The sequence below is a fragment of the Qipengyuania sp. ABI-127-1 genome, assembly GCA_022953095.1.
Taxonomy (GTDB): Bacteria; Pseudomonadota; Alphaproteobacteria; order Sphingomonadales; family Sphingomonadaceae; genus Qipengyuania.
Window position 1 is genome coordinate 393106 of record JALJCR010000001.1, and the last position, 22201, is coordinate 415306.

16 protein-coding genes are annotated in these 22201 nt (G+C 62.7%); 5 read left to right on the plus strand and 11 right to left on the minus strand.

Features of this window, described 5'->3' with window-relative positions; genetic code table 11:
* Positions 1-36: 36 nt before the first annotated feature.
* Positions 37-1176, minus strand: coding sequence for an NAD(P)H-dependent flavin oxidoreductase (locus tag MUY37_RS01945; RefSeq protein ID WP_499193793.1), 1140 nt, complete (start codon positions 1174-1176; stop codon positions 37-39).
* A gap of 57 nt (positions 1177-1233) precedes the next feature.
* Entirely contained in the window at positions 1234-2160 is a 927-nt protein-coding gene (locus MUY37_RS01950; RefSeq protein ID WP_499193794.1) for a 5'-nucleotidase, lipoprotein e(P4) family, read from the minus strand.
* A gap of 453 nt (positions 2161-2613) precedes the next feature.
* On the opposite strand from MUY37_RS01950, the gene MUY37_RS01955 reads away from it, so the two are divergent.
* Positions 2614-4941, plus strand: coding sequence for a CDC48 family AAA ATPase (locus tag MUY37_RS01955; RefSeq protein ID WP_499193795.1), 2328 nt, complete (start codon positions 2614-2616; stop codon positions 4939-4941).
* On the opposite strand, the gene MUY37_RS01960 is transcribed toward MUY37_RS01955, so the two are convergent.
* Genes MUY37_RS01960 through polA form a run of 3 tightly spaced genes read right to left on the minus strand, consistent with a single transcriptional unit; the run spans position 4938 to position 10171 of the window.
* Positions 4938-6020: a mechanosensitive ion channel family protein gene (locus MUY37_RS01960; protein ID WP_499193796.1), complete on the minus strand. Its 1083-nt coding sequence runs from the start codon at positions 6018-6020 to the stop codon at positions 4938-4940. The two genes, MUY37_RS01955 and MUY37_RS01960, sit on opposite strands and share 4 nt — an antisense overlap.
* A gap of 39 nt (positions 6021-6059) precedes the next feature.
* On the minus strand, positions 6060-7292 hold the full coding sequence (locus MUY37_RS01965; protein WP_499193797.1) for a sensor histidine kinase: 1233 nt from the start codon (positions 7290-7292) through the stop codon (positions 6060-6062).
* A gap of 44 nt (positions 7293-7336) precedes the next feature.
* Positions 7337-10171: a DNA polymerase I gene (gene polA, locus MUY37_RS01970; RefSeq protein WP_499193798.1), complete on the minus strand. Its 2835-nt coding sequence runs from the start codon at positions 10169-10171 to the stop codon at positions 7337-7339.
* 247 nt (positions 10172-10418) lie between these two features.
* On the opposite strand from polA, the gene MUY37_RS01975 reads away from it, so the two are divergent.
* Positions 10419-10670, plus strand: a complete 252-nt coding sequence (locus MUY37_RS01975; protein ID WP_499193799.1) for a hypothetical protein — start codon at positions 10419-10421, stop codon at positions 10668-10670.
* Positions 10671-10760: 90 nt separating this feature from the next.
* Here the strand turns inward: MUY37_RS01975 and MUY37_RS01980 are convergent, their stop codons facing one another.
* Positions 10761-11735: a serine hydrolase gene (locus MUY37_RS01980; RefSeq protein ID WP_499193800.1), complete on the minus strand. Its 975-nt coding sequence runs from the start codon at positions 11733-11735 to the stop codon at positions 10761-10763.
* Positions 11736-11914: 179 nt separating this feature from the next.
* Positions 11915-12322: a baeRF12 domain-containing protein gene (locus MUY37_RS01985; protein ID WP_499193801.1), complete on the minus strand. Its 408-nt coding sequence runs from the start codon at positions 12320-12322 to the stop codon at positions 11915-11917.
* Positions 12323-12413: 91 nt separating this feature from the next.
* On the opposite strand from MUY37_RS01985, the gene MUY37_RS01990 reads away from it, so the two are divergent.
* The 3 genes from MUY37_RS01990 (at position 12414) to MUY37_RS02000 (ending at position 17359) form a co-directional block, all read left to right on the plus strand.
* Complete coding sequence (locus MUY37_RS01990) at positions 12414-13781, plus strand: phosphotransferase family protein (RefSeq protein WP_499193802.1); 1368 nt, start codon at positions 12414-12416, stop codon at positions 13779-13781.
* A gap of 4 nt (positions 13782-13785) precedes the next feature.
* Positions 13786-15066, plus strand: coding sequence for an acyl-CoA dehydrogenase family protein (locus tag MUY37_RS01995; RefSeq protein WP_499193803.1), 1281 nt, complete (start codon positions 13786-13788; stop codon positions 15064-15066).
* Between the two features lie 103 nt (positions 15067-15169).
* The gene (locus MUY37_RS02000) at positions 15170-17359 is read left to right on the plus strand and encodes a DUF305 domain-containing protein (RefSeq protein ID WP_499193804.1); all 2190 of its coding nucleotides are present in this window, start codon (positions 15170-15172) and stop codon (positions 17357-17359) included.
* Between the two features lies 1 nt (position 17360).
* On the opposite strand, the gene MUY37_RS02005 is transcribed toward MUY37_RS02000, so the two are convergent.
* The 4 genes from MUY37_RS02005 to MUY37_RS02020 form a co-directional block, all read right to left on the minus strand.
* Positions 17361-18035, minus strand: coding sequence for an aspartyl/asparaginyl beta-hydroxylase domain-containing protein (locus MUY37_RS02005; protein WP_499193805.1), 675 nt, complete (start codon positions 18033-18035; stop codon positions 17361-17363).
* A 327-nt stretch (positions 18036-18362) separates the two neighbouring features.
* Positions 18363-20012 (minus strand): chaperonin GroEL, encoded by a 1650-nt coding sequence (gene groL, locus MUY37_RS02010; protein WP_499193806.1) that lies wholly within the window; start codon positions 20010-20012, stop codon positions 18363-18365.
* 54 nt (positions 20013-20066) lie between these two features.
* Entirely contained in the window at positions 20067-20354 is a 288-nt protein-coding gene (groES, locus tag MUY37_RS02015; RefSeq protein ID WP_115415267.1) for a co-chaperone GroES, read from the minus strand.
* 151 nt (positions 20355-20505) lie between these two features.
* Positions 20506-21933 (minus strand): MATE family efflux transporter, encoded by a 1428-nt coding sequence (locus MUY37_RS02020; protein ID WP_499193807.1) that lies wholly within the window; start codon positions 21931-21933, stop codon positions 20506-20508.
* Positions 21934-22201: the final 268 nt, after the last annotated feature.

Sequence of the window (22201 nt, forward strand, 5' to 3'; positions counted from 1 at the left end):
GCGAGCGCCTTGGGCTGGTGGCAGACGGCGGTCAAGTCACCCCATACCGACAGAAGCGGCGAGGCGCCCCACGGCTTCGACAAACTCCTCGCGGAAATCCTGCACGACCTGTCGGCTCGAGCGAACCTGATCCACCAGACCGACGCCTTGGCCGACGAAATAGCTGACGAGCTCGCGCGCGCCGTCATTGCCCGCGGCGGCTTCGCGCTCGATCCGCGCGAAGGCCGGTTCGGACACCATCCCCATCAGCGGCATGGGGAGCGTGCCGGGGCCGCCCGAGGAATCCCATGCGTCGTGCCATGCGGTTTTCAATTGCCGCGCCGGTTTGCCGGTCCGGCTGCGCGAACGCACCGTGTCGCGGCTGCGGGCGGCAACCATTTTATCACGGAAGGTCTCGCTGGTCTCGGCCTCGGGCGTGGCGAGCCAGATCGATCCGGTCCAGGCGCCTTGCGCCCCTGCGGCCATCATGCCCGCCATTTGCCCGCCGGTCATGATCCCGCCCGCCGCGAGCACGGGCATGTCATGGCCTGCGCGCGCCAGTTCGCGCACCACTTCGGGTATCAGCACCAGCGTGGACACCTCGCCGCAATGCCCGCCCGCCTCGGTGCCTTGCGCGACGATGATGTCGACTCCCGCTTCGGCCTGCCGGATTGCGTGTTCTTTCGCTCCCACCAGCGCCGCCACGGGTACACCGCGTCGTTTGCCTTCCTCGATCATCGTCGGCGGGGCGATGCCCAGCGCGTTTGCAATGAGCCGGATCGGATGGCGGAAGGCGACCTCCATCAGCGCGAGGCCGTTTTCGGGCGTTATACCCATGCGTTCGCGCAGGATCGGCATTTCCGGTTCGGGTGCTATCCCGAATTCCCCGAGCACCCGATTGACGAAGCCTTGATAGGAGGGATCGATCGCGGCGGCGCGGCTCTTATTGTCCGACAGATCTCGAACCCGCGGGTCGATTACTTCCGGCACGAGGACATCCACGCCATAGGGGGCGCCCTCTACGTGGGCATCGATCCAGGCCAGCTCTTCCTCGAGCTGAGCGGGGCTGAAGCGGGTCGCCCCCAGCACGCCAAAGCCACCCGCCCTGCTGACTGCGGCGACCACGTCGCGGCAGTGGCTGAAAGCGAAGAGCGGAAAGTCCGCTCCCGTTAGTTCGCAAACGCGGTTCATCGGCATGTAGGTCTCTCCCTTGCAACCTACCCTATCCCCAGCGTGTCGTAGTGCAAGCGGTGTCTATTGGCCTTCCATGATCACGGGCGCATCGCTGGGCGATGGTTTCCAGCGTGTTTCCGGCGGGAAGACCTCGCCAATGGTGCCTTCCTGCCAGGCGCCATAGACGGGGTTGGGCATGAGGAACCAACCATTGCCCCATAGCTGCGCATATTGCCCGCGCGCGACAGCCGCGCGCCGTGCTGCAATGGCTCCCTCATCGGCGTTGAAGACATCGGCAAAGTCGCCAAGATTGTCGCCAGCCATGGCGATGACACAATACTGTGCGGCAATCCGCGCACGGCGCCCGTCCTTGCGGCTACCCATCGTATCGTCGCCCCGCAGGAACAGGTTCTCGAGATGAACGGCGGGGCCGGTGCCGACCGCCTCGATCGCCGCGATGGTGCCTGCGGCCGTATCCGAATTGCGATTGGTGTTGAAAATCACCGTTATACCCGCTTCGCGCAGGCGCTTGAGACCCGTGACCGCACCCGGCACGGGCTTGGCAATACCCGCGCCCTCATTGGCCCACGCGGTCCACTCGTCGATATCGAAGGGTTTGCCGGAAAGCGCTTGCCAGTATTCGTATCCGGTGTTGAGCAGCACGGTTTCGTCGACATCGAATACCGCGGCGAAGGGCTTCATCGTTCCGTCTTCAGCCATGCAGGAAGGCGTTCCCACTCCGCCCGGTGCATCGGGCAGGCCCAGCGGAACCGATTGCGGTATCCGGCGCTGGCGCGATACGGCGATGGCGTAGTCGGCGATTTGCCGCCAGGTTTGGATCGATACACCGGCGGCCTCTCCCGATCCGTAGAGCCAGCGCATGGTATCGGGCGCAGCTTGATCATCGCTTGCGACCACCGTCTGGGTGGCGATAACCGGCGGGGCTTGGGCCGTCGTGCATCCGCTCAGCGCAACCGCGCTCGCTGCAAAGGCAAGAATTCGTTTCATCGAATCGGTTCCGTTTCGGCTTGAGGGCGGTTCGGAGCCCCGCTTAGCACGGAGCAGGCTGATGCCCGCAAGCCCGTCGACGTTTCCTTGGCCGAGCCCTTCTGAACTCAAACCCCAATGAAGGCATGCGATTGTGCGATGCAGCATTGATCGGCACAACCCTGACTGTCACGAACAATCAAATTCAAGGCCTTAGAATTGAAGTGATGAACTTTGTTGCAAGTCATGCAACAAAAATTGCCCTTTTCGCACTTGCACAAAACTGCCTCAGCCAGCATATATCCACCTGCCTTTCAGGCATCCTCTCCCAAGACTTCCAAGCCCGGTTGGTTCGCCAGCCGGGCTTTTTTCTTGCGCATCGCGGACCCACGCATCGACCTCGTTCATTGCATCGGCAGGGACCCGTTCCCAAGTGGGACGGAGACAAGTTCAGGTAACGGGAGCCGAGTCCACATGGCCGATGCGGATGCTGCAGCAGCGACAGAGGAAAAGACCATAAGGCTGGCGGTGGCGGCTGCACGGCAGGAAGAAAGCGGGCAGGGCATAGCCCGCATGCCGCGATCGGCCTTCCAGGCGCTGGGCATCACCGAGGGAGACGTAGTCGAAATTACCGGGAAACGGGCCACCGCAGCCGTGGCCATGCCGGCCTATGACGAGGACCAAAGCCTCGATGTGGTGCGCCTCGACGGGCTCCAGCGCGGTAATGCGGAGGTTGGCTCGGGCGAGCATGTGAAGGTCGCTGTGGCTCAGTCCCGGCCCGCGACGCGCGTGGTCTTCGCACCCGCACAGCGGGAAATGCGGCTCCAAGGACCGGCGCAGGCACTCAAGCGCAATTTCTTCCGAAAACCGCTGGTTGCGGGCGATCTGGTGGCGACCACCGGTCAGCAGCCGGTCCAGAACATGCCGCCTGAGGTTCGCCGCATGTTCAATGCACCGGCCTATGCCCTGACCCAGATCCGCCTGAGCGTTGTGTCCACGACCCCCAAGGGCATCGTGCATATCGACGAGGACACAGAGGTCGAATTGCGCGCGGAATTCGAAGCGCCGCGCGACGCCCGGGCCGTGGTCAATTACGATGATGTCGGCGGCATGGGCGAGACCATCCAGCAATTGCGCGAAATGGTCGAATTGCCGCTGCGCTATCCCGAACTCTTCACCCGCCTGGGGGTCGACCCGCCCAAGGGCGTGCTGCTGCACGGACCGCCAGGCACCGGCAAGACGCGGCTTGCCCAGGCGGTTGCGAATGAGAGCGACGCCAATTTCTTCACCATTAACGGGCCTGAAATCATGGGCTCGGGCTATGGCGAAAGCGAAAAGGCCCTGCGCGAGGTGTTCGACCAGGCGACCAAGTCGGCGCCGGCCATCATCTTCATCGACGAGATCGATTCGATCGCACCCAAGCGCGATCGGGTGCCGGGCGAAGCGGAAAAACGATTGGTCGCCCAGTTACTTACCTTGATGGACGGGCTCGAGGCGCGTTCCAACCTGGTGGTCATCGCCGCGACCAACCGCCCCGACGCCATCGACGAGGCTTTGCGGCGTCCCGGGCGGTTCGACCGCGAGATTGTGATCGGTGTGCCCGATGAAAGCGGGCGGCGCGAGATCCTTGGTATCCATACCCGGGGCATGCCGCTGGGAGACAAGGTGGACCTTAGCGAGCTGGCCAAGGCGACCTATGGCTTTGTCGGCGCCGATATCGCCGCGCTCGCACGGGAAGCGGCGATCGATGCGGTCCGCCGTATCATGCATAAGATCGATCTGGACGAACGGACCATTCCACCCGAAGTGCTCGACGAGCTGTGCGTGACCCGCGAGGATTTCCTGTCCGCTCTCAAGCGCATTCAGCCCAGCGCTATGCGCGAGGTCATGGTCCAGATGCCCAATGTCGGCTGGTCCGATATCGGCGGGATCGGCGACGCGATCGAGAAGCTGAAGGAAGGCATCGAATTGCCGATGAAGAATCCCGAGGCGTTTCACCGTCTCGGGATCAGACCGGCCAAGGGCTTTCTGCTTTACGGCCCCCCGGGTACCGGCAAGACGCTGCTCGCCAAGGCGGTGGCGAAGGAAGCCAAGGCCAATTTCATCTCGATGAAGAGTTCGGACCTGTTGTCGAAATGGTATGGCGAGAGCGAGCAACAGATCGCGCGCATGTTCAAACGTGCCCGCGCTGTCGCGCCGTGCGTCCTGTTCATAGACGAGATCGACAGTCTCGTGCCGGCGCGCGGCAGTGGGCAGGGCGAGCCGCAAGTGACCGGGCGCGTGGTCAATACCATCCTTGCCGAGATGGACGGGCTGGAAGAATTGCAATCGGTGGTGGTGGTTGGTGCAACCAACCGCCCGACCCTTGTCGATCCCGCGCTGCTGCGTCCGGGTCGCTTCGACGAGCTGGTCTATGTCGGCACACCCGACAAGGCAGGGCGCGAGCAGATATTGGGCATACACACGCAGGCCATGCCGCTGGCGGATGACGTCGACCTGGGTGAAGTGGCGGCCAAAACCGCCCGCTTCACTGGCGCGGATCTCGAGGATGTCGTGCGCCGTGCCGGTCTCAGCGCGCTCCACCGCGCCGGTGGGGACGTGCAAAAGGTGACCGCAGCCGATTTTGCGGAGGCGCTCGATGACAGCCGGGCGACCGTTACTGTCAAAATGGAAACCGAATACAAGAAGATGCGCGGCGAGCTGAAAAAACGCGCCGCCGAAGTCCGGCCGATCGGCTTTCTTTACGAAGGGATGGTCGAAAGCACCCGCGATGAGAAGCACGGGCCGGATACCAGCGCCTAACCCTCCGTAACGCCGCGCTGATTCGCCGCCTCGACCTCGAGCCGGTGGCGGATCAGCGCTTCGGGTTGGTTCTCCTTGAGCCACGCCAGCATATGTTCCCGCACGGCGCAGCGCAGCGACCAAAGATCGCCGATTGTGTCGGCGCTCATCGACAGGCGCAGTTCGATGCTTTCGGGATAGGCTTCCGTCATCAGCAGTTGCAGATTGCGGCCATCCCACAAGGGATGATCTTGCACGAACCTCTCGAATTCTTCGCGAATTGGCTCGATTTCCGCGATCGGATCGAGGTGGAGCATGACCGGGCCGGTCAGCTTTTCGTTGACCCGCGACCAGTTTTCGAAACTCTCGTCGAGGAAGCGGCTTGTCGGTACAACCAGCACGCGCTCGTCCCAGGTGCGCACCGTCACGAAGCTCATCCGGATTTCCTCCACCCGGCCCGCCTGTCCGTCGACCTTGACCAGATCGCCTATGCGTAGCGGCTGGGTGAGAGCCATTTGCAGGCCCGCGATCAGGGATTTCAGCGCTGGCTGTGCCGCGGCACCCACGGCCAGCGCGGCAAGACCGGCCGAGGCCAGCATAGTCGTGCCGATATCGCGTACGCCGGGAACGTTGAGCATGATGAGCGATACGGTGATGATGATGATCGCGACCTTCACCGTGCGGGAAAGGATTGCGATCCGCGTGAGGCGGCCACGCTGCGCGACGGGATCTTCCGCTCCCTCGATCTGCGCTTCATATCCTTTGGCGAGGCCGCGCACGATGGCGTAAGCCACCCAACCGACCACTGCGGGTGTCAGGAATTTGGCCAGGAGGTCCCAGCCTTGGCCGACCAGGGCATCGTTCTCTGCCGCGACGGTTATCGAAAATGCGATGGCAGCCCAGCGAAGGGGCCTGCGCACCCCCTCCACGACAACATCATCAAGCGTGCTTTCCGATGCCTTAGCCAGCCGCCGCAGAATCGCGAAGGCCAGCCAATGGACGATGAACGCGGCCAGGATAGCACCGCTCAGCACGATCATGGTGTGGATCAGGCCCTCGATGGAAATCGGCCAATTGCGCGGATCGTAACGCTCTAACATCCGGTCATCTGCTATGAGCAGGGCAGCAGCAAAGCAAGCTTAGTCCTCAACCGGTAACTCGATCGAGACCCGCAGCCCATCCTTCGTGAATTTCCGTTCGAGAGTGCCGCCGAACTGCCGCGCGGCACTGGTCATCAGCAGGCTGCCGAATCCCTTGTGTTCGGGAACCTTTTCGATATCCGCCCCACTTTCGCGCCATTCGAGAGCCACCCTTCCGTCCTTTTCCGTCCAGGTCACATGCACCGTGCCTTCGGATTGCCAGGCGCCGTACTTCACCGCATTGGTCGTCAGCTCATGGAGGACGAGACCGAGCGGGGTCACCCGCTTGGCCGGCAGCATGATTTCCGGGCCATCGATTTCGGCAGTGTGCTTGCGCGAGCGATACGGAGCGAGCGAGGTTTCCACCAGCGCACGGAGCGAAGCAACGGGCCGTTCCAATTCGCCCTGGCTCACTTCATGCGCGGTGAGCAGGGCGCGGATTCTCTGGGCGATGCTCTCGGTGACTTCCTTGGCTTCGGGTTTGTCCCGCGCGCTCATCTGCACGATCGCGAGGATCACCGCGAAAAGATTCTTGACCCGGTGGTTGAGCTCGCGGGCAAGCAGGTCGGCGCGGTCCCGCGCTTCGCTGACGACCGCCGCCTGTGCCGCTTCGGCTTCCGCCCTGGCTGCGCGGCCGACCAGCCGGGCGCCCGCGATCATCGCCAAGATCAACAAGACCAGCAGGGCACCCAGCAGTGGCAGCAAACGCGCCTCGGTCCGCGCCGCCTGAGTGTTGCGATCGGCCAATATCGCATTCTCAATCTGCTCCATCTCTGCGATCGCGCGACTGAGCCGTTCCATGGTCTCCACACCCTCGTCGGTAAGCACCGCGCGGCGCGCATCGAGCAACCGCCCGTTCTCGAGCAGCTCTACGCTGGCTGCCATCTCGTCGAACTTGGCACGGGCAAGGGCGTCGATCTGGTCGATCAGCTCGGTCTGGCGCGGAGTCGCTTCGTCTCCGATCAGTGTCCGGATGCGATCAAGAGCTGGATCGATCTGTTCACGCCCGATCTGGTATGGCGAGAGATAGCGCCGGTCGAGAGTGATGAGATAGCCGCGCTGCCCTGTCTCGCCGTTCAAAGCCGCATGACCGATCAGGCGCAGCTCCTCCAAGATCTCGGTGGTTTTCGCAACCTGTTCGCGCTGGGCGCGCTCGGCTTCCACGGTTTGATAGACGAGCAGGAGCGTCGCGAACATGGCCGCCGCGATCACGCTCAGCAGGGCCACATTCATCCAGCGTGGATTGCGCGTGCGCGCGACGAAGTCCTCGATCTCGTTCAGTGTGCTGCTCCCCAGCTAGAACCCGTACCGATGTCGATGCCCAGCGGTATGTCAAGCTGCACGGCAGGTTGTGCCGCACCGGCCATGACGCTTTCGATGACCTGGGATGCGGCTTCGATATCGCCTTCGGGCAGTTCGAAGACGAGTTCGTCGTGCACTTGCAGCAACATGCGCACATGGCCGAGGCCCGCCTTCTCGAGTGCGGGCATCATGCGGACCATGGCGCGCTTGATGATGTCGGCGCTGGTGCCCTGGATGGGGGCGTTGATCGCGGCGCGCTCGCTGCCCTGGCGCTCGGCCTGATTTTTAGAGCCGATCCGCGGGAACCAGGTCTTGCGCCCAAACAGTGTTTCCGAATAGCCGCGCTCGCGCACCTGTTCGAGCGTGCGCACGATGTATTTCTGGATGCCGGGAAAGCGCCTGAAATAGGTGTCGATCATCGCCTGCGCCTCATCGGGTTGGACGCCGAGCCGACCGGCCAGCCCCCAGCGGCTGATGCCATAGAGGATCGCGAAGTTAATCGTCTTGGCGCGGGCACGGGTATCGCGATTGACTTCGCCGAACATTTCGGTGGCGGTGCGCGCATGGATGTCCTCGCCATTGGCGAAGGCATCCTTCAGGGTAGGGACATCGGCCATGTGCGCCGCCAGCCGCAATTCGATCTGCGAATAGTCGGCGGCGAGCAGGACATGGCCTTCCTCTGCGACGAAGGCTTCGCGTATCTGGCGGCCGATCGCAGTGCGGATCGGGATGTTCTGCAGGTTCGGATCGGTCGAGGACAGCCGCCCGGTTTGCGCGCCGACCAGGCTGTAGCTGGTGTGGACGCGCCCGGTTTCCGGGTTGATCGCAGCCTGCAACGCATCGGTATACGTGCTCTTGAGCTTGGCGAGCTGGCGCCATTCGAGCACCTTGTTCGCAATCTCCGCGCCTTCGCCGGACAGCCGCTCGAGCACGCTCTGATCGGTCGAATACTGACCGCTCTTCCCTTTCTTTCCGCCCTTGTAGCCGAGCGTGTCGAACAGGACTTCACCCAACTGTTTCGGGCTGCCGACCGTGAACTCGGTGCCGGCTAGCTCGTATATTTCCTTCTCCAGCCGCGCGATCTCGCCGGCGAACTCCTCCGACAGCTTGGCCAGCCGGACGCGGTCGACCTTGACGCCGTGACGCTCCATCTGCGCAACCACGGGGACCAGCGGGCGGTCGACGCGCTGGTAGATTCTCGTCCCGCCCTCGGTCGCCAGCCTCGGTTTGAGATGGCGATAAAGCCGCCAGGTTACGTCGGCATCCTCGGCGGCATATTCGGTCGCCTTGTCGAGCGGGACCTCGCCGAACGGTATCGCTTTCTTGCCGGTCCCGCACACTTCCTTGAAGCTGAGGCATGTGTGGCCGAGGTGGCGGTCGGCCAGTTCGTCCATCCCGTGGCCGCCGCCGATCCCGTCGAGTTGACGGCCCGCATCGAGATCGAAACTGATAATCATCGTATCGTCGATCGGCGCGACCTCGATACCATTGCGGGCGAGGACGTTGAGGTCGTACTTGCCGTTGTGGAAGACCTTGAGCACGGCGTCGCTGGTCAAGAGCGGCTTCAAGGCTTCGAGCGCGGCGGCCTTGTCGATCTGTTCCGGCCTTTCCGCGAACATATCGCTGCCGCCATGGCCAAGCGGGATGTAGCACGCATCGTTGGCCCCCAGCGCGAGGCTGATCCCGACAAGATCGGCGCGGATCGCATCGAGGCTGCTGGTCTCGGTGTCGACCGCCACCACGCGCGCCATATGGGCGCGCTCGATCCACTCTCCCAGCCGTTCCATGGTCTGGACGCATTCATAGGCCGAGCGGTCGATCGCGGGATAGTCGGGCAGTGGCTGACGGTTGCCCTCGGTGCTGGCGGGCGCACCCTTGGTATCGTGTTTGGCCGGATTGAGATCGGTTGCGCGAGAGGGGCTGCCAGTGCCTGCATCGAGCCGTTTCAGGAGACTGGTGAAGCCGTGCTTGGAGAGGAATGCGGCGAGCGGTTCGCTCGGCACGCCGTCGAGCTTCATGTCGTCGAGGGCGATGGGGAGGTCGCAATCTTCTTTCAGTGTCACCAACACACGGCTGAGCTCGGCGTCGGCGCGGTGTTCGATCAGGCGCTCCTTGAGCTTCGACTTCTTCATCCCCTCGGCCGCGTCCAGCGCCGCGGTCAAATCGCCATGTTCGGCGATGAGCTTGCTCGCGGTCTTGGGACCTACGCCGAAGATGCCGGGGATGTTGTCGACCGAATCGCCCATCAGCGCGAGCACGTCGCCGACCTTTTCGGGCACCACCCCGAACTTGTCCTCTACCTCTTCGATATAGATGCGCGCATTCTTCATCGTATCGAGCATGTCGATGCGCGCGCCGTCCTTTTCGCCCACAAGCTGCATCAGGTCCTTGTCGCTGGAAACGATCGTGACGTTCCAGCCCTGTTCCTGCGCCGCGCGGGCATAGGTGGCGATCATGTCATCCGCCTCGACATCGGGTTCTTCCACCAATGGGAGGCTGAAGGCCCGCGTCGCATCGCGGATCAGGGGGAATTGCGGAACCAGATCCTCCGGCGGATCGGGCCGGTTGGCCTTGTATTGATCGTAAATCTCGTTGCGGAAGCTCTGGCTCGACTTGTCCAGCACGACCGCGAGATGGGTCGGACCATCGGCCTTGTCCAGATCGTCCGCCAGCTTCCACAACATAGTGGTATAACCATAGACCGCGCCCACGGGAGTGCCCTCGGGATCGGTCAGGGGGGGGAGCCGGTGATAAGCACGGAAGATATAGGCCGAACCGTCGACGAGGTAGAGATGTGGTTTTTCACCCATGGTCAGGCGGCTTAGCAATGGCTTGCCCCCTTGGGGAGCGCGATTTTTCCTCAGCACGGCAATCGACGGATTCCCGCCGTTCCAGCGGAATTGGGGCCAAAATGTGGCAGCTTTTGGTGAATCTGCTTGCTAGGCCCCAATTTGGCCATTATTTAGACACTGTGAGGCCCCAATTCGGGACTCGCGTGGAGAGAGGGCCTTCGGCCTTCGAACCACCTCAAAACTCGCTGTTCAAGGATTTAGAACTATGCGCAAGATCGCTCTTTTCGCTGCTGCTTCGGCTGCTGCCCTGACTCTCGCTGCTTGCTCGGAAGCTACCGAAGATGCTGCCGAAGCAACCGCCGATTCGGCTGCTGCTGACGCCGAAGCCAACATGGAAGCCGCTGGCGACGCCATGGAAGCCGGTGCTGAAGACGTTGCTGCCGAAGCCGACGAAGCTGCTGCTGAAGTCGAAGCTGAAGTCGAAGGCGAAACCGAAGCCGAAGCTGCTGCCGACTAATCGCGCACGCTTCGCGAACGGTCAGCGTTCACGAAAAGAAAGGGCGGTGCCTTCCGGCGCCGCCCTTTTTCTTTGCCGAGTTACCGGACCTTACCTTCCGCCATATTCGGCCGAAGCCCAGTTGCGCCCATCGTTCGCGCTGCGCCCGAAGCCATGGTAAAGCGCCTGCGTGATGCTGGAAATCCGGGCATCGCGATTGGCCCGTGCTTCGAGCTTGCGGCTGCGGCTGCCATTTTCGATCGCCATGGAGGGGCTCTGCCCGGTAACGTAGATCGCGGCCGCGATTGCGCGCCCATCGGGCGTGTGGAAGATTCCGATATCGCTCGCCGTGCGGCTGAGCGTACCCGTCTTGTGGGCGAGATTGGCGCTGACGGGGAGCGCCGAGCGCATACGCCGTTTTCCGGTGGTCGTTTCTTCCATGGCGTCTAGCAAAAACCGGCGTGAATGATCGCTGAGCCACTTGCCCTGATAAATTCCGGCCAGCAGCTGCCCCATGGCGCGCGGCGTGGCGCTGTCCTTCGCGTCGACGCTCCAGGCCGGGTCGATCCGGCCATCTTCGCGGATCAGCGTGCGGATATCGCGGCTCAGCTCGAACCCTTCGATTCCGGCATTCCGGATCCACTTGTTGACCGCACGAGGGCCACCGACCGCCGCCAACAGGGCATCGGTGCAGTCGTTGCAGCTCTTGGAGATCATCAAGCTAAGATGTTTGTAGGCGGGCAAATAGGCGCCGCCGGGACGCGGCAGTCGAAACTCGCTCGTCAGACTCCAACGTCCTTCGTCCACTCCGGCAAGATAGGCGGCCGCTATGGCGACCTTGCTGGTGCTGGCCATCGGAAAGCGCTGATCGGCAAGCACACCGACCTCATGGCCCGTCGCCAAATCGACCGCATAGACGCCGATGCGGCCATTCGAGCCGTCCGCGAGCATGGCGATTTCGCGTTCGAGCGGAGTTTCGTACAGGGCCTCGAGCGTTTGCGGCGCCCGGACCTGGGTCCCCAAGGCATTGTCGAACTGGGCCTCGAACCCGCCATTCTGCGCCAGCGCCGGGGCAGACAAAGCCATCGCCCCGATCGCCAGCAGTCGTCCAAAAATTCGTCTAGGCATGCCGACCCTGTACACCCTCCGTGGTTAGGCGAAGCTTAATGCCCACCTAATGTGTCTACACAAGGGCGACGCGACGAAAAGTGTTGCGGGCGCGACAGGTTAGCCTGCCGACTTGTTACAATCGTTCGTCCGATGTCTCAGGCCTTGGCGATGACTTCTTCAATGCGCTCGGTCGGTTCGCCGGTAACCGTCTTGTCGATCTCGCCGACCAGGCGCTTCTCGAGTTCGGAATGATAATGCCTGCGCATTTCGCCCAGCGTCTTGGGATCGGCAATGACCAGAACGTCGGTAATCTCACCTGCTATCGACTTGGCATTCAGCCATTCCGCTGCCGCCGCACCATGGGCTAGTTCATCCAGATCCGTCCGCCCGAGCCGCTGCCCCACGGCATCCTGATGCTTTACCCCGGCGCTGAAATTGGTTGCCGACAGGTCGGGCTTCTCCGCACCGCTCAGCTTGGGTTCGAAAGGCTTGCCGCTGTTGCGCATCACAGTGAAGTTCTGACCGTCGACGATGGCGACATGGGCGTTGGCGGGAAGGCGCATAAAGGTTTCTCCTGATAGATAGGTTTGTTCGAATAACGACCCACCCCCGCAAGAGGTCCGGGCTTGAGCGACAGAGCGTTTCGCTTCACACATGAACCGCATGGGAGAGACGGAAAGCGCAAGCGCGCTCGCAAAAGGACTGGCCAGGGCGCTTGAGCGCGTCGGAATAGGGCCGCCGGAGGGCCTGACGAGGCTGACCGGTGGAGCCACCATGGAAAGCTGGCGGTTTTCGAGCGCAGGGAGGGTTTTTGTTCTGCGCCGTGCGCCGTCCGCAGCAATGATGGAAGGGCGGGCGATCGGGCACGATGTCGAAGCCGCCGTCATCCGCGCCGTTCATCAGCGCGGGGTGCGCGCTCCGGGAATCGTGGTCGAACTGGAGGACGCTGACGGTCTGGGGACCGGCTTTGTCATGGGTGCGCTCTCCGGAACGGCGGATCCTCGCGCTATTCTTGCTGCGAATGAGGGGGATGAGGTGGCGTTCGACCTGTGCGCCGACATCGCGATAGAGCTTGCCGAGATCCATAACACGCCGCTGGACAGCCTGCCTGATCTCCCTCGGCTAGAACCGTCCGACGGTGTGGCAGGTCTGCGAGAGCAGTTCGAGGAGGCCGGGGCGGATCGGCCGATCGTCGCGCTGGCGCTGAGATGGCTGGAGGACAATCTTCTTCCGCCGATCGACCCCGTGCTGGTCCACGGAGACTACCGGCTCGGCAATCTGATGGTGGAGGGGAGCACGCTGACCGGGGTGCTCGACTGGGAACTGGCGCATCTGGGCGACCACCATGAGGATCTCGCTTACGGTTGCATGACCGTATGGCGATTCTCGCGTCCAGACCGACCGGCTTATGGTCTCGGCACACTTGGCGATCAGTCGATCGAGTATGCGAGCCTTCACGGCCGCGAGGTCGATCCGGAGCGCTTTCGCTGGTGGCTGGTTTATCGCACGTGCTGGTGGGCGCTCGGTTGTTGGCGCATGGGTGCGACATGGCGTGAAGGAGCCGATCGCACGCTCGAACGCGCGCTCATCTCGCGCCGAACCAGCGAGCAGGAACTCGACCTGTTGCTGTTGCTGGAGGAAGGGGCGCCCCGAGAAGAGCGCGAGCGCGATCTGCCGGATAGGGCGGCTACGTCCGAACCGAGGGGAGAGGCGAGTGCCGGGGAGTTGGCGGTCGCAATCTCGGAATGGCTTGCGACTGTGAAAGAGCGGATGGATGGTCATGATCGCTTCCAGCATGCGGTCGCCCGTAATGCGCTCGGCATAATCGCCCGTGACTATGCTGTCCGGACAGAGGTGCGCGACGCGCAACTGGCTCGCGATCTGCTCGATGGCAAGGTTACACTGGCTCAGCCGGGGCTGCTCGCTGCGCTCAGGCGCAGCATACTCGACAAGCTGGCGGTCGACATGCCGAAATACCCTGCGCTGGCGATCGCGCGGAAGACATGGACGAAAGAGGAATAGGCCGATGGATTTCACCATTCCGCAGGAGCTCGAAGACTATTACGCGGAACTCGAGAGGTTTATCGAGGCGAAGATCGAGCCGCTGGTCGCCCGCGACGACAATATCCGGTTTTTCGATCACCGCCGCGAGAATGCGCGGACCGATTGGGAGCGGGGCGGGCTACCGAATGAGGCGTGGGAGGACCTGCTGCGGCAGGCCCGCCAGATTGCCGACGAGGCAGGACATTGGCGTTTCTCCGCGCCGAAGAAATATGGCGGGAAGGATGGATCGAATCTGTGGATGGCGGTGATCCGCGATCGGTTCGCTCAGCGTGGGCTTGGCTTGCACAACGATTTGCAGAACGAACATTCGATCGTCGGCAATTTCCCCTTCGTCGCCATGTTCGAAACCTTCGGAACCGAGGAACAGAAACGGGAATTCATTGAAGGCGGTTTCGCAGGCACGCGCCGCGTCGCCTTCGGCCTGACCGAGCCGGATCATGGATCGGATGCCACGTGGATGGAGACTAAGGCTGTGCGCGAAACGCGCGACGGGGTCGATGGCTGGCGTATCGATGGTGAGAAGATGTGGATCACAGGCATGCATGTGGCCACCCACTGCGCCATGTTCGCGCGCACCAGCGGCGAGAACGGCGATGCCAGCGGTATCACCTGTTTCCTGGTGCCCAATCCCAGCCCTGGCCTCGAGATCGAGGAATGGATGTGGACTTTCAACATGCCCACCGACCATCCGCGGCTGTCGGTGAACCATGTCTGGGTGCCCGACAGTGCGATCCTCGGTGTGGAGGGGCGGGGCCTTGCTCTGGCACAGAGCTTTGTCCACCAGAACCGTATCCGCCAAGCGGCATCGTCGCTCGGTGCGGCAAGCTATTGCGTCGAAGAGAGCGTGCGCTATGCCCGGACACGCAAACCCTTCGGCGAGGAATTGGCGAAGAACCAAGCGATCCAGTTCCCGCTGGTGGAACTAGCCACCCAATGCGAGATGCTGCGCCTGTTGATCTACAAGACCGCGTGGGAAATGGACAATATGCCGCATGAGGAGATCGAGAAGACAATCTCCGACAAGGTTTCCATGTGCAATTACTGGGCGAACCGGCTGGTTTGCGAAGCGGCAGACCGTGCGATGCAGGTCCATGGCGGGATCGGCTATTCGCGCCATAAGCCGTTCGAGCATATTTACCGCCACCACCGCCGTTACCGGATCACCGAAGGGGCGGAGGAGATCCAGATACGCAAGGTCGCGGCTTACCTGTTCGGCTATCTGGGGGCCAAGCGCGGCAAATAGGCTCGCTCCTGACCGCGCCCATGTGCCGTTCGTAGAATTTGCGCTTGACCGCCTCGCAGCAGGAATGCCTCTTGCCCGGCGGGAAATATCGGGGACTGACATTATGACCACTATGTTTCGCTTGCTGGGTGCGGGCCTGCTGCTTTCGACCTCTGTTGCTGCCATGGCGCAGACCGTGCCCATCGTTCTGCCCGGCGCGCCCGGCGAGACGCCGCGTGTGATCGAACCCGAGGAAGCCATCGCGCTGTCCGACACGCGTTTCTCCCCGGCGGATGTCGCTTTCATGCAGGGTATGATCGTCCACCACCAGCAAGCGGTCGACATGGCGCAACTGGTCAGGGATCGCACCAATAACGAAGCGATCCTGAAAACCGCCGACCGCATCGAGGCGGGTCAGAAAGACGAGATGGATTTCATGCGGACCTGGCTCAAGGACCGTAATCTGGAAGTCGCGATGCAGGGCATGGGCCATGCGCATCATACGATGAAGGGCATGGCGACGCCCGAACAGATGCGCGAGCTCGCCGCCGCCGACGGTACGGCTTTCGACCGCTTGTTCCTGCACCTGATGGTCGAGCACCATCGCGGCGCGGTGACAATGGTCGACGATCTTCATGGCACGTCGGGCAGCGCCTACGATCCGGTGATGTATGAATTCACCAACGACGTGGTGACCGACCAGAAGGCTGAAATCGACCGGATGAATGCCACGCTGGCGACTCTCTCGACCGATCCGCGCGCCACGTTGGTGGCAGGTTTTCGCGATGCGGGCGAGGCGATCCTGAACCTGCGCAAAGTGGCCACGCTCGAAAAGCCGCCTGGCTTCTTCGATCCGGAGAACCCCGCCCAATTGCAGCCGGTGAAAAAAGAGGACGAAGAGGAGGCCGACAAATCGCCGCGCGAAGAGGGCGAGGAAATCGAGGAGGACGAGCCCGAGTTCGGTGAACGCGGATCGCTGCTGAGCTTTGCTTTTACTGACATGGCCTTCAGCGGCGATATGATGGTGGCGGGCAGTTACCATGGCTTCAACGCCTATCGCCTGGGCGATGACGGCGTGCCGCAGCTGGTCAGCTCGGTCGTGTGCCCGGGCGGGCAGGGCGACGTATCGATCGTGGGCGACCTTCTGATCATGAGCGTGCAGGATCGCCGCGCGCGCGTCGATTGCGGGTTGCAGGGCGTCGACGACAAGGTGAGCGAGGAACGCTTCCGCGGGCTCCGCATATTCGACATGTCCGACATAACCCGCCCACGCCAGGTCGGGCTGGTTCAGACCTGTCGCGGCAGCCACACGCATTCGATCGTGAAGGCCGACGAAGATCGTCTGATCGTTTACAATTCGGGCACGAGCTACGTCCGCGACGATGAGGAACTGGCGGGCTGTTACGAAGTCGGAGGCGACAATACGGCGCTGTTCAGCATTGACGTGATCGAGATCCCAGTCGCCGATCCATCCGCATCGCGCATTGTCGACCGTCCGCGCGTATTCGCCAAGGATGGCGAGATCGCCGGCTTGTGGCGCGGCGGCGACCATGGCGACGGGACGCAGGACACCTATCGCACGGACATGTGTCACGACATCACCGTATTCCCCGCGCTCGATCTTGCAGCCGGTGCCTGCTCGGGGAATGGCATCATCCTCGACATCGAGGACCCGCTCAAGCCGGTGCGCATCGACGACGTGACCGATGAAGGCTTCGCCTATTGGCATTCGGCGACCTTCAACAATGATGGCACCAAGGTCCTGTTCACCGACGAATGGGGCGGCGGTGGCCGTCCGCGTTGCCAGGCAGGGGACCCGAAGAACTGGGGCGCCAATGCATTCTACGCGATCGAGGGCGGCAAGCTCGTTTATCACGGAACCTACAAGCTTCCCGCGCCGCAAGGCGACAAGGAGAATTGCGTCGCGCACAACGGTTCGATCATTCCGGTTCCCGGCCGGGATATCTTCGTCCAGGCGTGGTACCAGGGCGGGATTTCGGTGATCGACTTCACCGATGCGAGCAAACCGTTCGAGATCGCCTATTTCGACCGCGGCCCGGTCGATGAGGACCAGCTTGTCACAGGCGGTTACTGGTCGGCCTATTGGTACAACGGCCGCATATACGCGACCGAGATCAGCCGGGGGCTCGACGTCTTCGCGCTTGAGCCGAGCGAGCATCTGACCGCAGCGGAAATCGCAGCGGCCGAGGCGGCGGTCTATGCCGACGGCCTGTTCAATCCGCAGACGCAGACCCAGGTCACCTGGCCTGCCGACGTGCTTGCGGCGGTCGAGGAAAGCCGCACGGGCGGGTAAGCTAGGCCTCGATCGCTTTTCTCACATCCTGGACGAATCCGGTGCGGCGGATGATCGAATAGAGCAGCCTGGCCGCTATGCGGCCCGGCCAGCGCATCGGGCGGCGCACTTGCAGGAACAAGACCACACGTGGTTCTTGCGTTTCGTTCCAGACTTCGTGTGGATTGGTCTCGTCGAACACCATCCACTCTCCCTCGGCCCAGTGTACCGGCGTCCCGTTCACTTCCATCTCGCAGCGACCGGGACCCTGCGGGATCGCAAGTCCGAGATGGCAATTGAGCCAGGCCTTGGTCAGCCCGCGATGGCGCGGAACGTGCGTGCCGGGCTCCATGATCGAGAAGAATGCGACCACGAGCCCGGGTATCCGGTCGAGCATGGCAGCGGTCTGCGGGCACCGGGCGCGGTTTTCCCGGGCCTTGAAACCATAGCCTTCGAGAAAGAAGCTTTTCCAGGCAGAGCTGTTGGCAATTCGCCGATGGTCGGGCGAAAGCTTGCCGAATGCGGGTATCGAGCGACGCTCCACTAGGAGGGACGCAAGTTCCTGTCTGACGATATGCCATTCGCGCTGCAACTCATCGAGGCAGGGAAGGTACGAAGCGGGCAGGATCGCCTCGTCTCCGACCAGCGACTGGCGCGTGAACCAGCGATTCACCGGATCGCGCAGGCGTTTGCCCATGCGGATCAGAGCCGATTGCTTCGGCCTTGTATAGCGTTCCCGCGGCTCGGGGCGCGAGGCGTCGTCGTTCGATCCATGCCGAGGCTCGAGCGTGTCCTCGCGACCATTCTGGCGGGGCAGGGTTGTCGGCCCATTCCTCATGAAACGCGGGTTTATCCGGACCGTCGGCGCAATCCTTGGAATATCGCGCCAAATCGACAAGAGCCGTTTGGGAGCGGTTGAAGCGCTTGCGCGTAGCGGCGGGGTGCGGCGAGACAGGACCAACGAAAAGGCCCGGCAGGACTGCTCCTGCCGGGCCTTATTGTGTTTGGTCGGTCGGGGAAGGGCTTAGAAGCCCATGCCGCCCATACCGCCCATACCGCCCATGTCGGGCATTGCCGGGGCAGCGCCCTTGTCTTCCGGCTTGTCGACGATCGCGGCCTCGGTCGTGATCAGCAGGCCGGCAACCGAAGCGGCGTCCTGAAGTGCCGTGCGCACAACCTTGGTCGGGTCGATAACACCGGCATTGACGAGGTTCTCGTAGGTGTCGGTCGCGGCATTGAAGCCCAGCGTCTCGTCATTGGCGTCGACCAGCTTGCCAGCGACGACCGCGCCGTCCTGGCCTGCGTTCGAAGCGATCTGACGGACCGGCGCCTGCAGGGCGCGACGAACGATGTCGACACCGCGGGTCTGGTCGTCATTGGCGCCTTCGAGCCCTGCAAGAGCCTTGGTGGCGTAGAGCAGAGCCGTGCCGCCGCCGGGGACGATGCCTTCTTCGACGGCTGCGCGGGTTGCGTGCAGCGCATCGTCGACGCGGTCCTTGCGTTCCTTCACTTCGACTTCGGTCGCCCCGCCGACCTTGATCACGGCAACGCCGCCGGCGAGCTTGGCCAGGCGTTCCTGCAGCTTTTCACGGTCGTAATCCGACGAGGTGTTGTCGATCTGCGTGCGGATTTCGGAAACGCGCGCCTTGATGTCGGCTTCGTCACCGGCACCGTCGACGATGGTGGTGTTGTCCTTGTCGATGGTGACGCGCTTGGCTTCGCCGAGCATGCCGAGCGTGACATTTTCGAGCTTGATGCCGAGATCTTCGGAAATCATCTCGCCCTTGGTCAGGATCGCGATGTCCTGCAGCATGGCCTTGCGGCGGTCGCCGAAGCCCGGAGCCTTGACGGCCGCAACCTTGAGGCCGCCGCGCAGCTTATTGACCACGAGGGTTGCCAGCGCTTCGCCTTCGATGTCTTCCGCGATGATCAGCAGCGGACGGCCCGACTGGACAGCCGCTTCGAGAACGGGAAGCATCGACTGAAGGTTCGACAGCTTCTTTTCGTGGATCAGGATGTACGGGTTTTCGAGTTCGACCGTCATCTTGTCCGGGTTGGTGATGAAGTAGGGCGACAGGTAACCACGGTCGAACTGCATGCCTTCGACGGTTTCGAGCTCGAATTCGAGACCCTTGCTCTCGTCGACGGTGATCACGCCTTCCTTGCCGACCTTTTCCATGGCTTCGGCGATCTTTTCGCCGACTTCACGGTCGCCATTGGCCGAGATGATGCCGACCTGCGCGATTTCGTTCGAGCCCGACACGTCCTTCGAACGCGCCTTGAGGTCTTCGACGACCTTGGTGACGGCGAGATCGATACCGCGCTTCAAATCCATCGGGTTCATGCCGGCGGCGACCGATTTCATGCCTTCGGTCACGATCGACTGGGCGAGGACGGTCGCGGTGGTGGTGCCGTCACCGGCGGCGTCGTTCGCCTTCGATGCGACTTCCTTGATCATCTGCGCGCCCATGTTCTCGAACTTGTCCTTCAGTTCGATTTCCTTGGCGACGGTGACGCCGTCCTTGGTGATGCGGGGCGCACCGAAGCTCTTGTCGATCACGACGTTGCGGCCCTTGGGACCCAGCGTGACCTTGACTGCATTGGCGAGGGTGTCGACGCCGCGCAGAATGCCTTCGCGCGCGTCGCGGCCGAACTTAACGTCCTTGGCTGCCATTGGTTTTTCTCCTGGAAATTATGTGTCTGGTAGGAAGCGAAGAAGACTCGGCAATCAGCCGATGATCCCCATGATGTCGCTTTCCTTCATGATCAGAAGGTCTTCGCCGTCGAGCTTGACTTCGGTGCCCGACCACTTGCCGAACAGCACGCGATCACCGACCTTGACGTCGAGCGCGATACGGTCGCCATCATCGTCCCGCGCGCCATCGCCGACGGCGACGATTTCGCCTTCGCTCGGCTTCTCCTGGGCGCTGTCGGGAATGATGATCCCGCCGGCGGTCTTCTGATCGGCTTCGATGCGACGGACCAGAACGCGGTCGTGCAGCGGACGAAATGCCATAATGATGACCTCTCTTCTTAAGAGTGTGAAACAAGGATTGGCACTCCCACTCCGAGAGTGCCAGCGAGGCGCATTTGGGGACGCCTTTTCGTCGAGTCAACGGGGCGTCGGCGAAAAAAGTTGCGATGCTTTCGCCGGGGTGTGCGCGTGTTCAGGCCAGGCGAGGGGGCCTGTCCGTCAGTCCGAGTTTTTCGCGCTGGTGCCAGCGCCAGCCGAGCAGCGCGGCCGCAACCGTAAGGCCGGTGGCGAGCCCGATCCACACACCCACCCCCGCCAGCGGGGTACGGAAACCGAGATAAAGCGAAAGGCCGATGCCGGGCACCCAATAGGCGAAGGCGGCGATCCACATGGGTACGCGCGTGTCCTGCAATCCGCGCAGTGCGCCTGCGGCGACCGCCTGCATCCCGTCGAACAACTGGAAAGCGGCGGCGATCACGATGTATTGCAGCGCAAAGCCGACCAGAACCGCGTTTTTCGGATCCCACGGGTCGATATAGATCGCCAGCAGCGGCTTGGGGATCACCACCATCGCAAGGGCCGTCAGCGCCATGAAACCGGTACCCACGAAGATGGCGGTCCAGCCCGCGCGTTTCATACCGATGGAATCGCGTGCCCCGTAGAAATAGCCGACACGGATCGTCGCGGCCTGACTGACCCCGAAGGGCACCTGAAAAGCAAGCGCGGCAATCTGCAGGGCTACCGTGTGGGCAGCCAGCTGGGTTGCGCCGATATTGCCCATCAAAAAGGCGGCGGCACCGAAAATCCCCGCTTCGGCGGTGATGGTCAGCGCGATCGGTGTGCCGATGCGCGTGATATGCACAAACCGCTGCCAGTCGGGCGACCACCACCGCCCGAAGACGCGATAGCGATGCAGTCTGGGATCGAGGCGGATTACAAGGATATAGGCGGCGAGCGTAGTCAGCGTGGTGAGGATCGTCGCCACCGCTGCGCCCTTGAGGCCGAGCTCGGGCGCGCCGAGATTGCCGAAAATGAAGGCATAGTTGGCGAGCGCGTTGACGAAGATGCCGGCAGCAGTGATCGCGGTGGCGAAGATCGGGCGGTCCAGCGTGGAGACGAAGCTGCGCAGCACGTTGTTGAACAGCATGGGCACCAGGCTGAGCACCAGCAGCGTATTGTATTCGATTGCCATGGCGATAATCTGTGGTTCCTGCCCGGTGATCCGCATCAGCGGGCCAAGCAGCAGGCACACTCCGATCCCGCCAATTCCCGAGATCAGCGCAAGCCAGAGCGCCATGCGCACCGAACGGCGGACCGGACGCAATGCGGGCGCGCGCTCGCCAAGTTCGGCTGCCGCGACTGGTGCGACCGCGCCGGTCAGGCCGGACAAGGCCCACAGGACCATGCCGAAGAGCGCCACCGCCAAAGCCGAGGCCGCCAATTGATCCTGACCCAGCCGCGCGATGAAGATCACATCGATCGCATAGGTCAGCATCTGCAACAGATTCGCCGCCGCCAGCGGCCAGCTCAGCCGCAGCGTCGCGACCAGTTCGTCGCGCCAGCCATCACCGCCCGGTTCCGCAATGGTGGGCGTGGGCTCCATGGCGGTCTCGTGCGTCATGCAGCCGGACCGGATAGGCGAAGGACAGGTCCCGCTCAAACCGCCCGGAGCAATCGAGAGCAATTGGCGTCCCGCATGGTGCGCGCAAGCCACACTGCGCGATGCTCTGCCCGGCATTGGCCGAAAAATGGTCCGCTTGGGAGGTAACGGTGTGCGAGGCTTTCAACGGACTGGTCGATCGGATCGGCAGCGCTGCCATGGTTCGGTACCGGACGGCCGACCATGGTCATCGTCAGGGATCGAAAATCGGTTGGAAGTGACGCTGGCG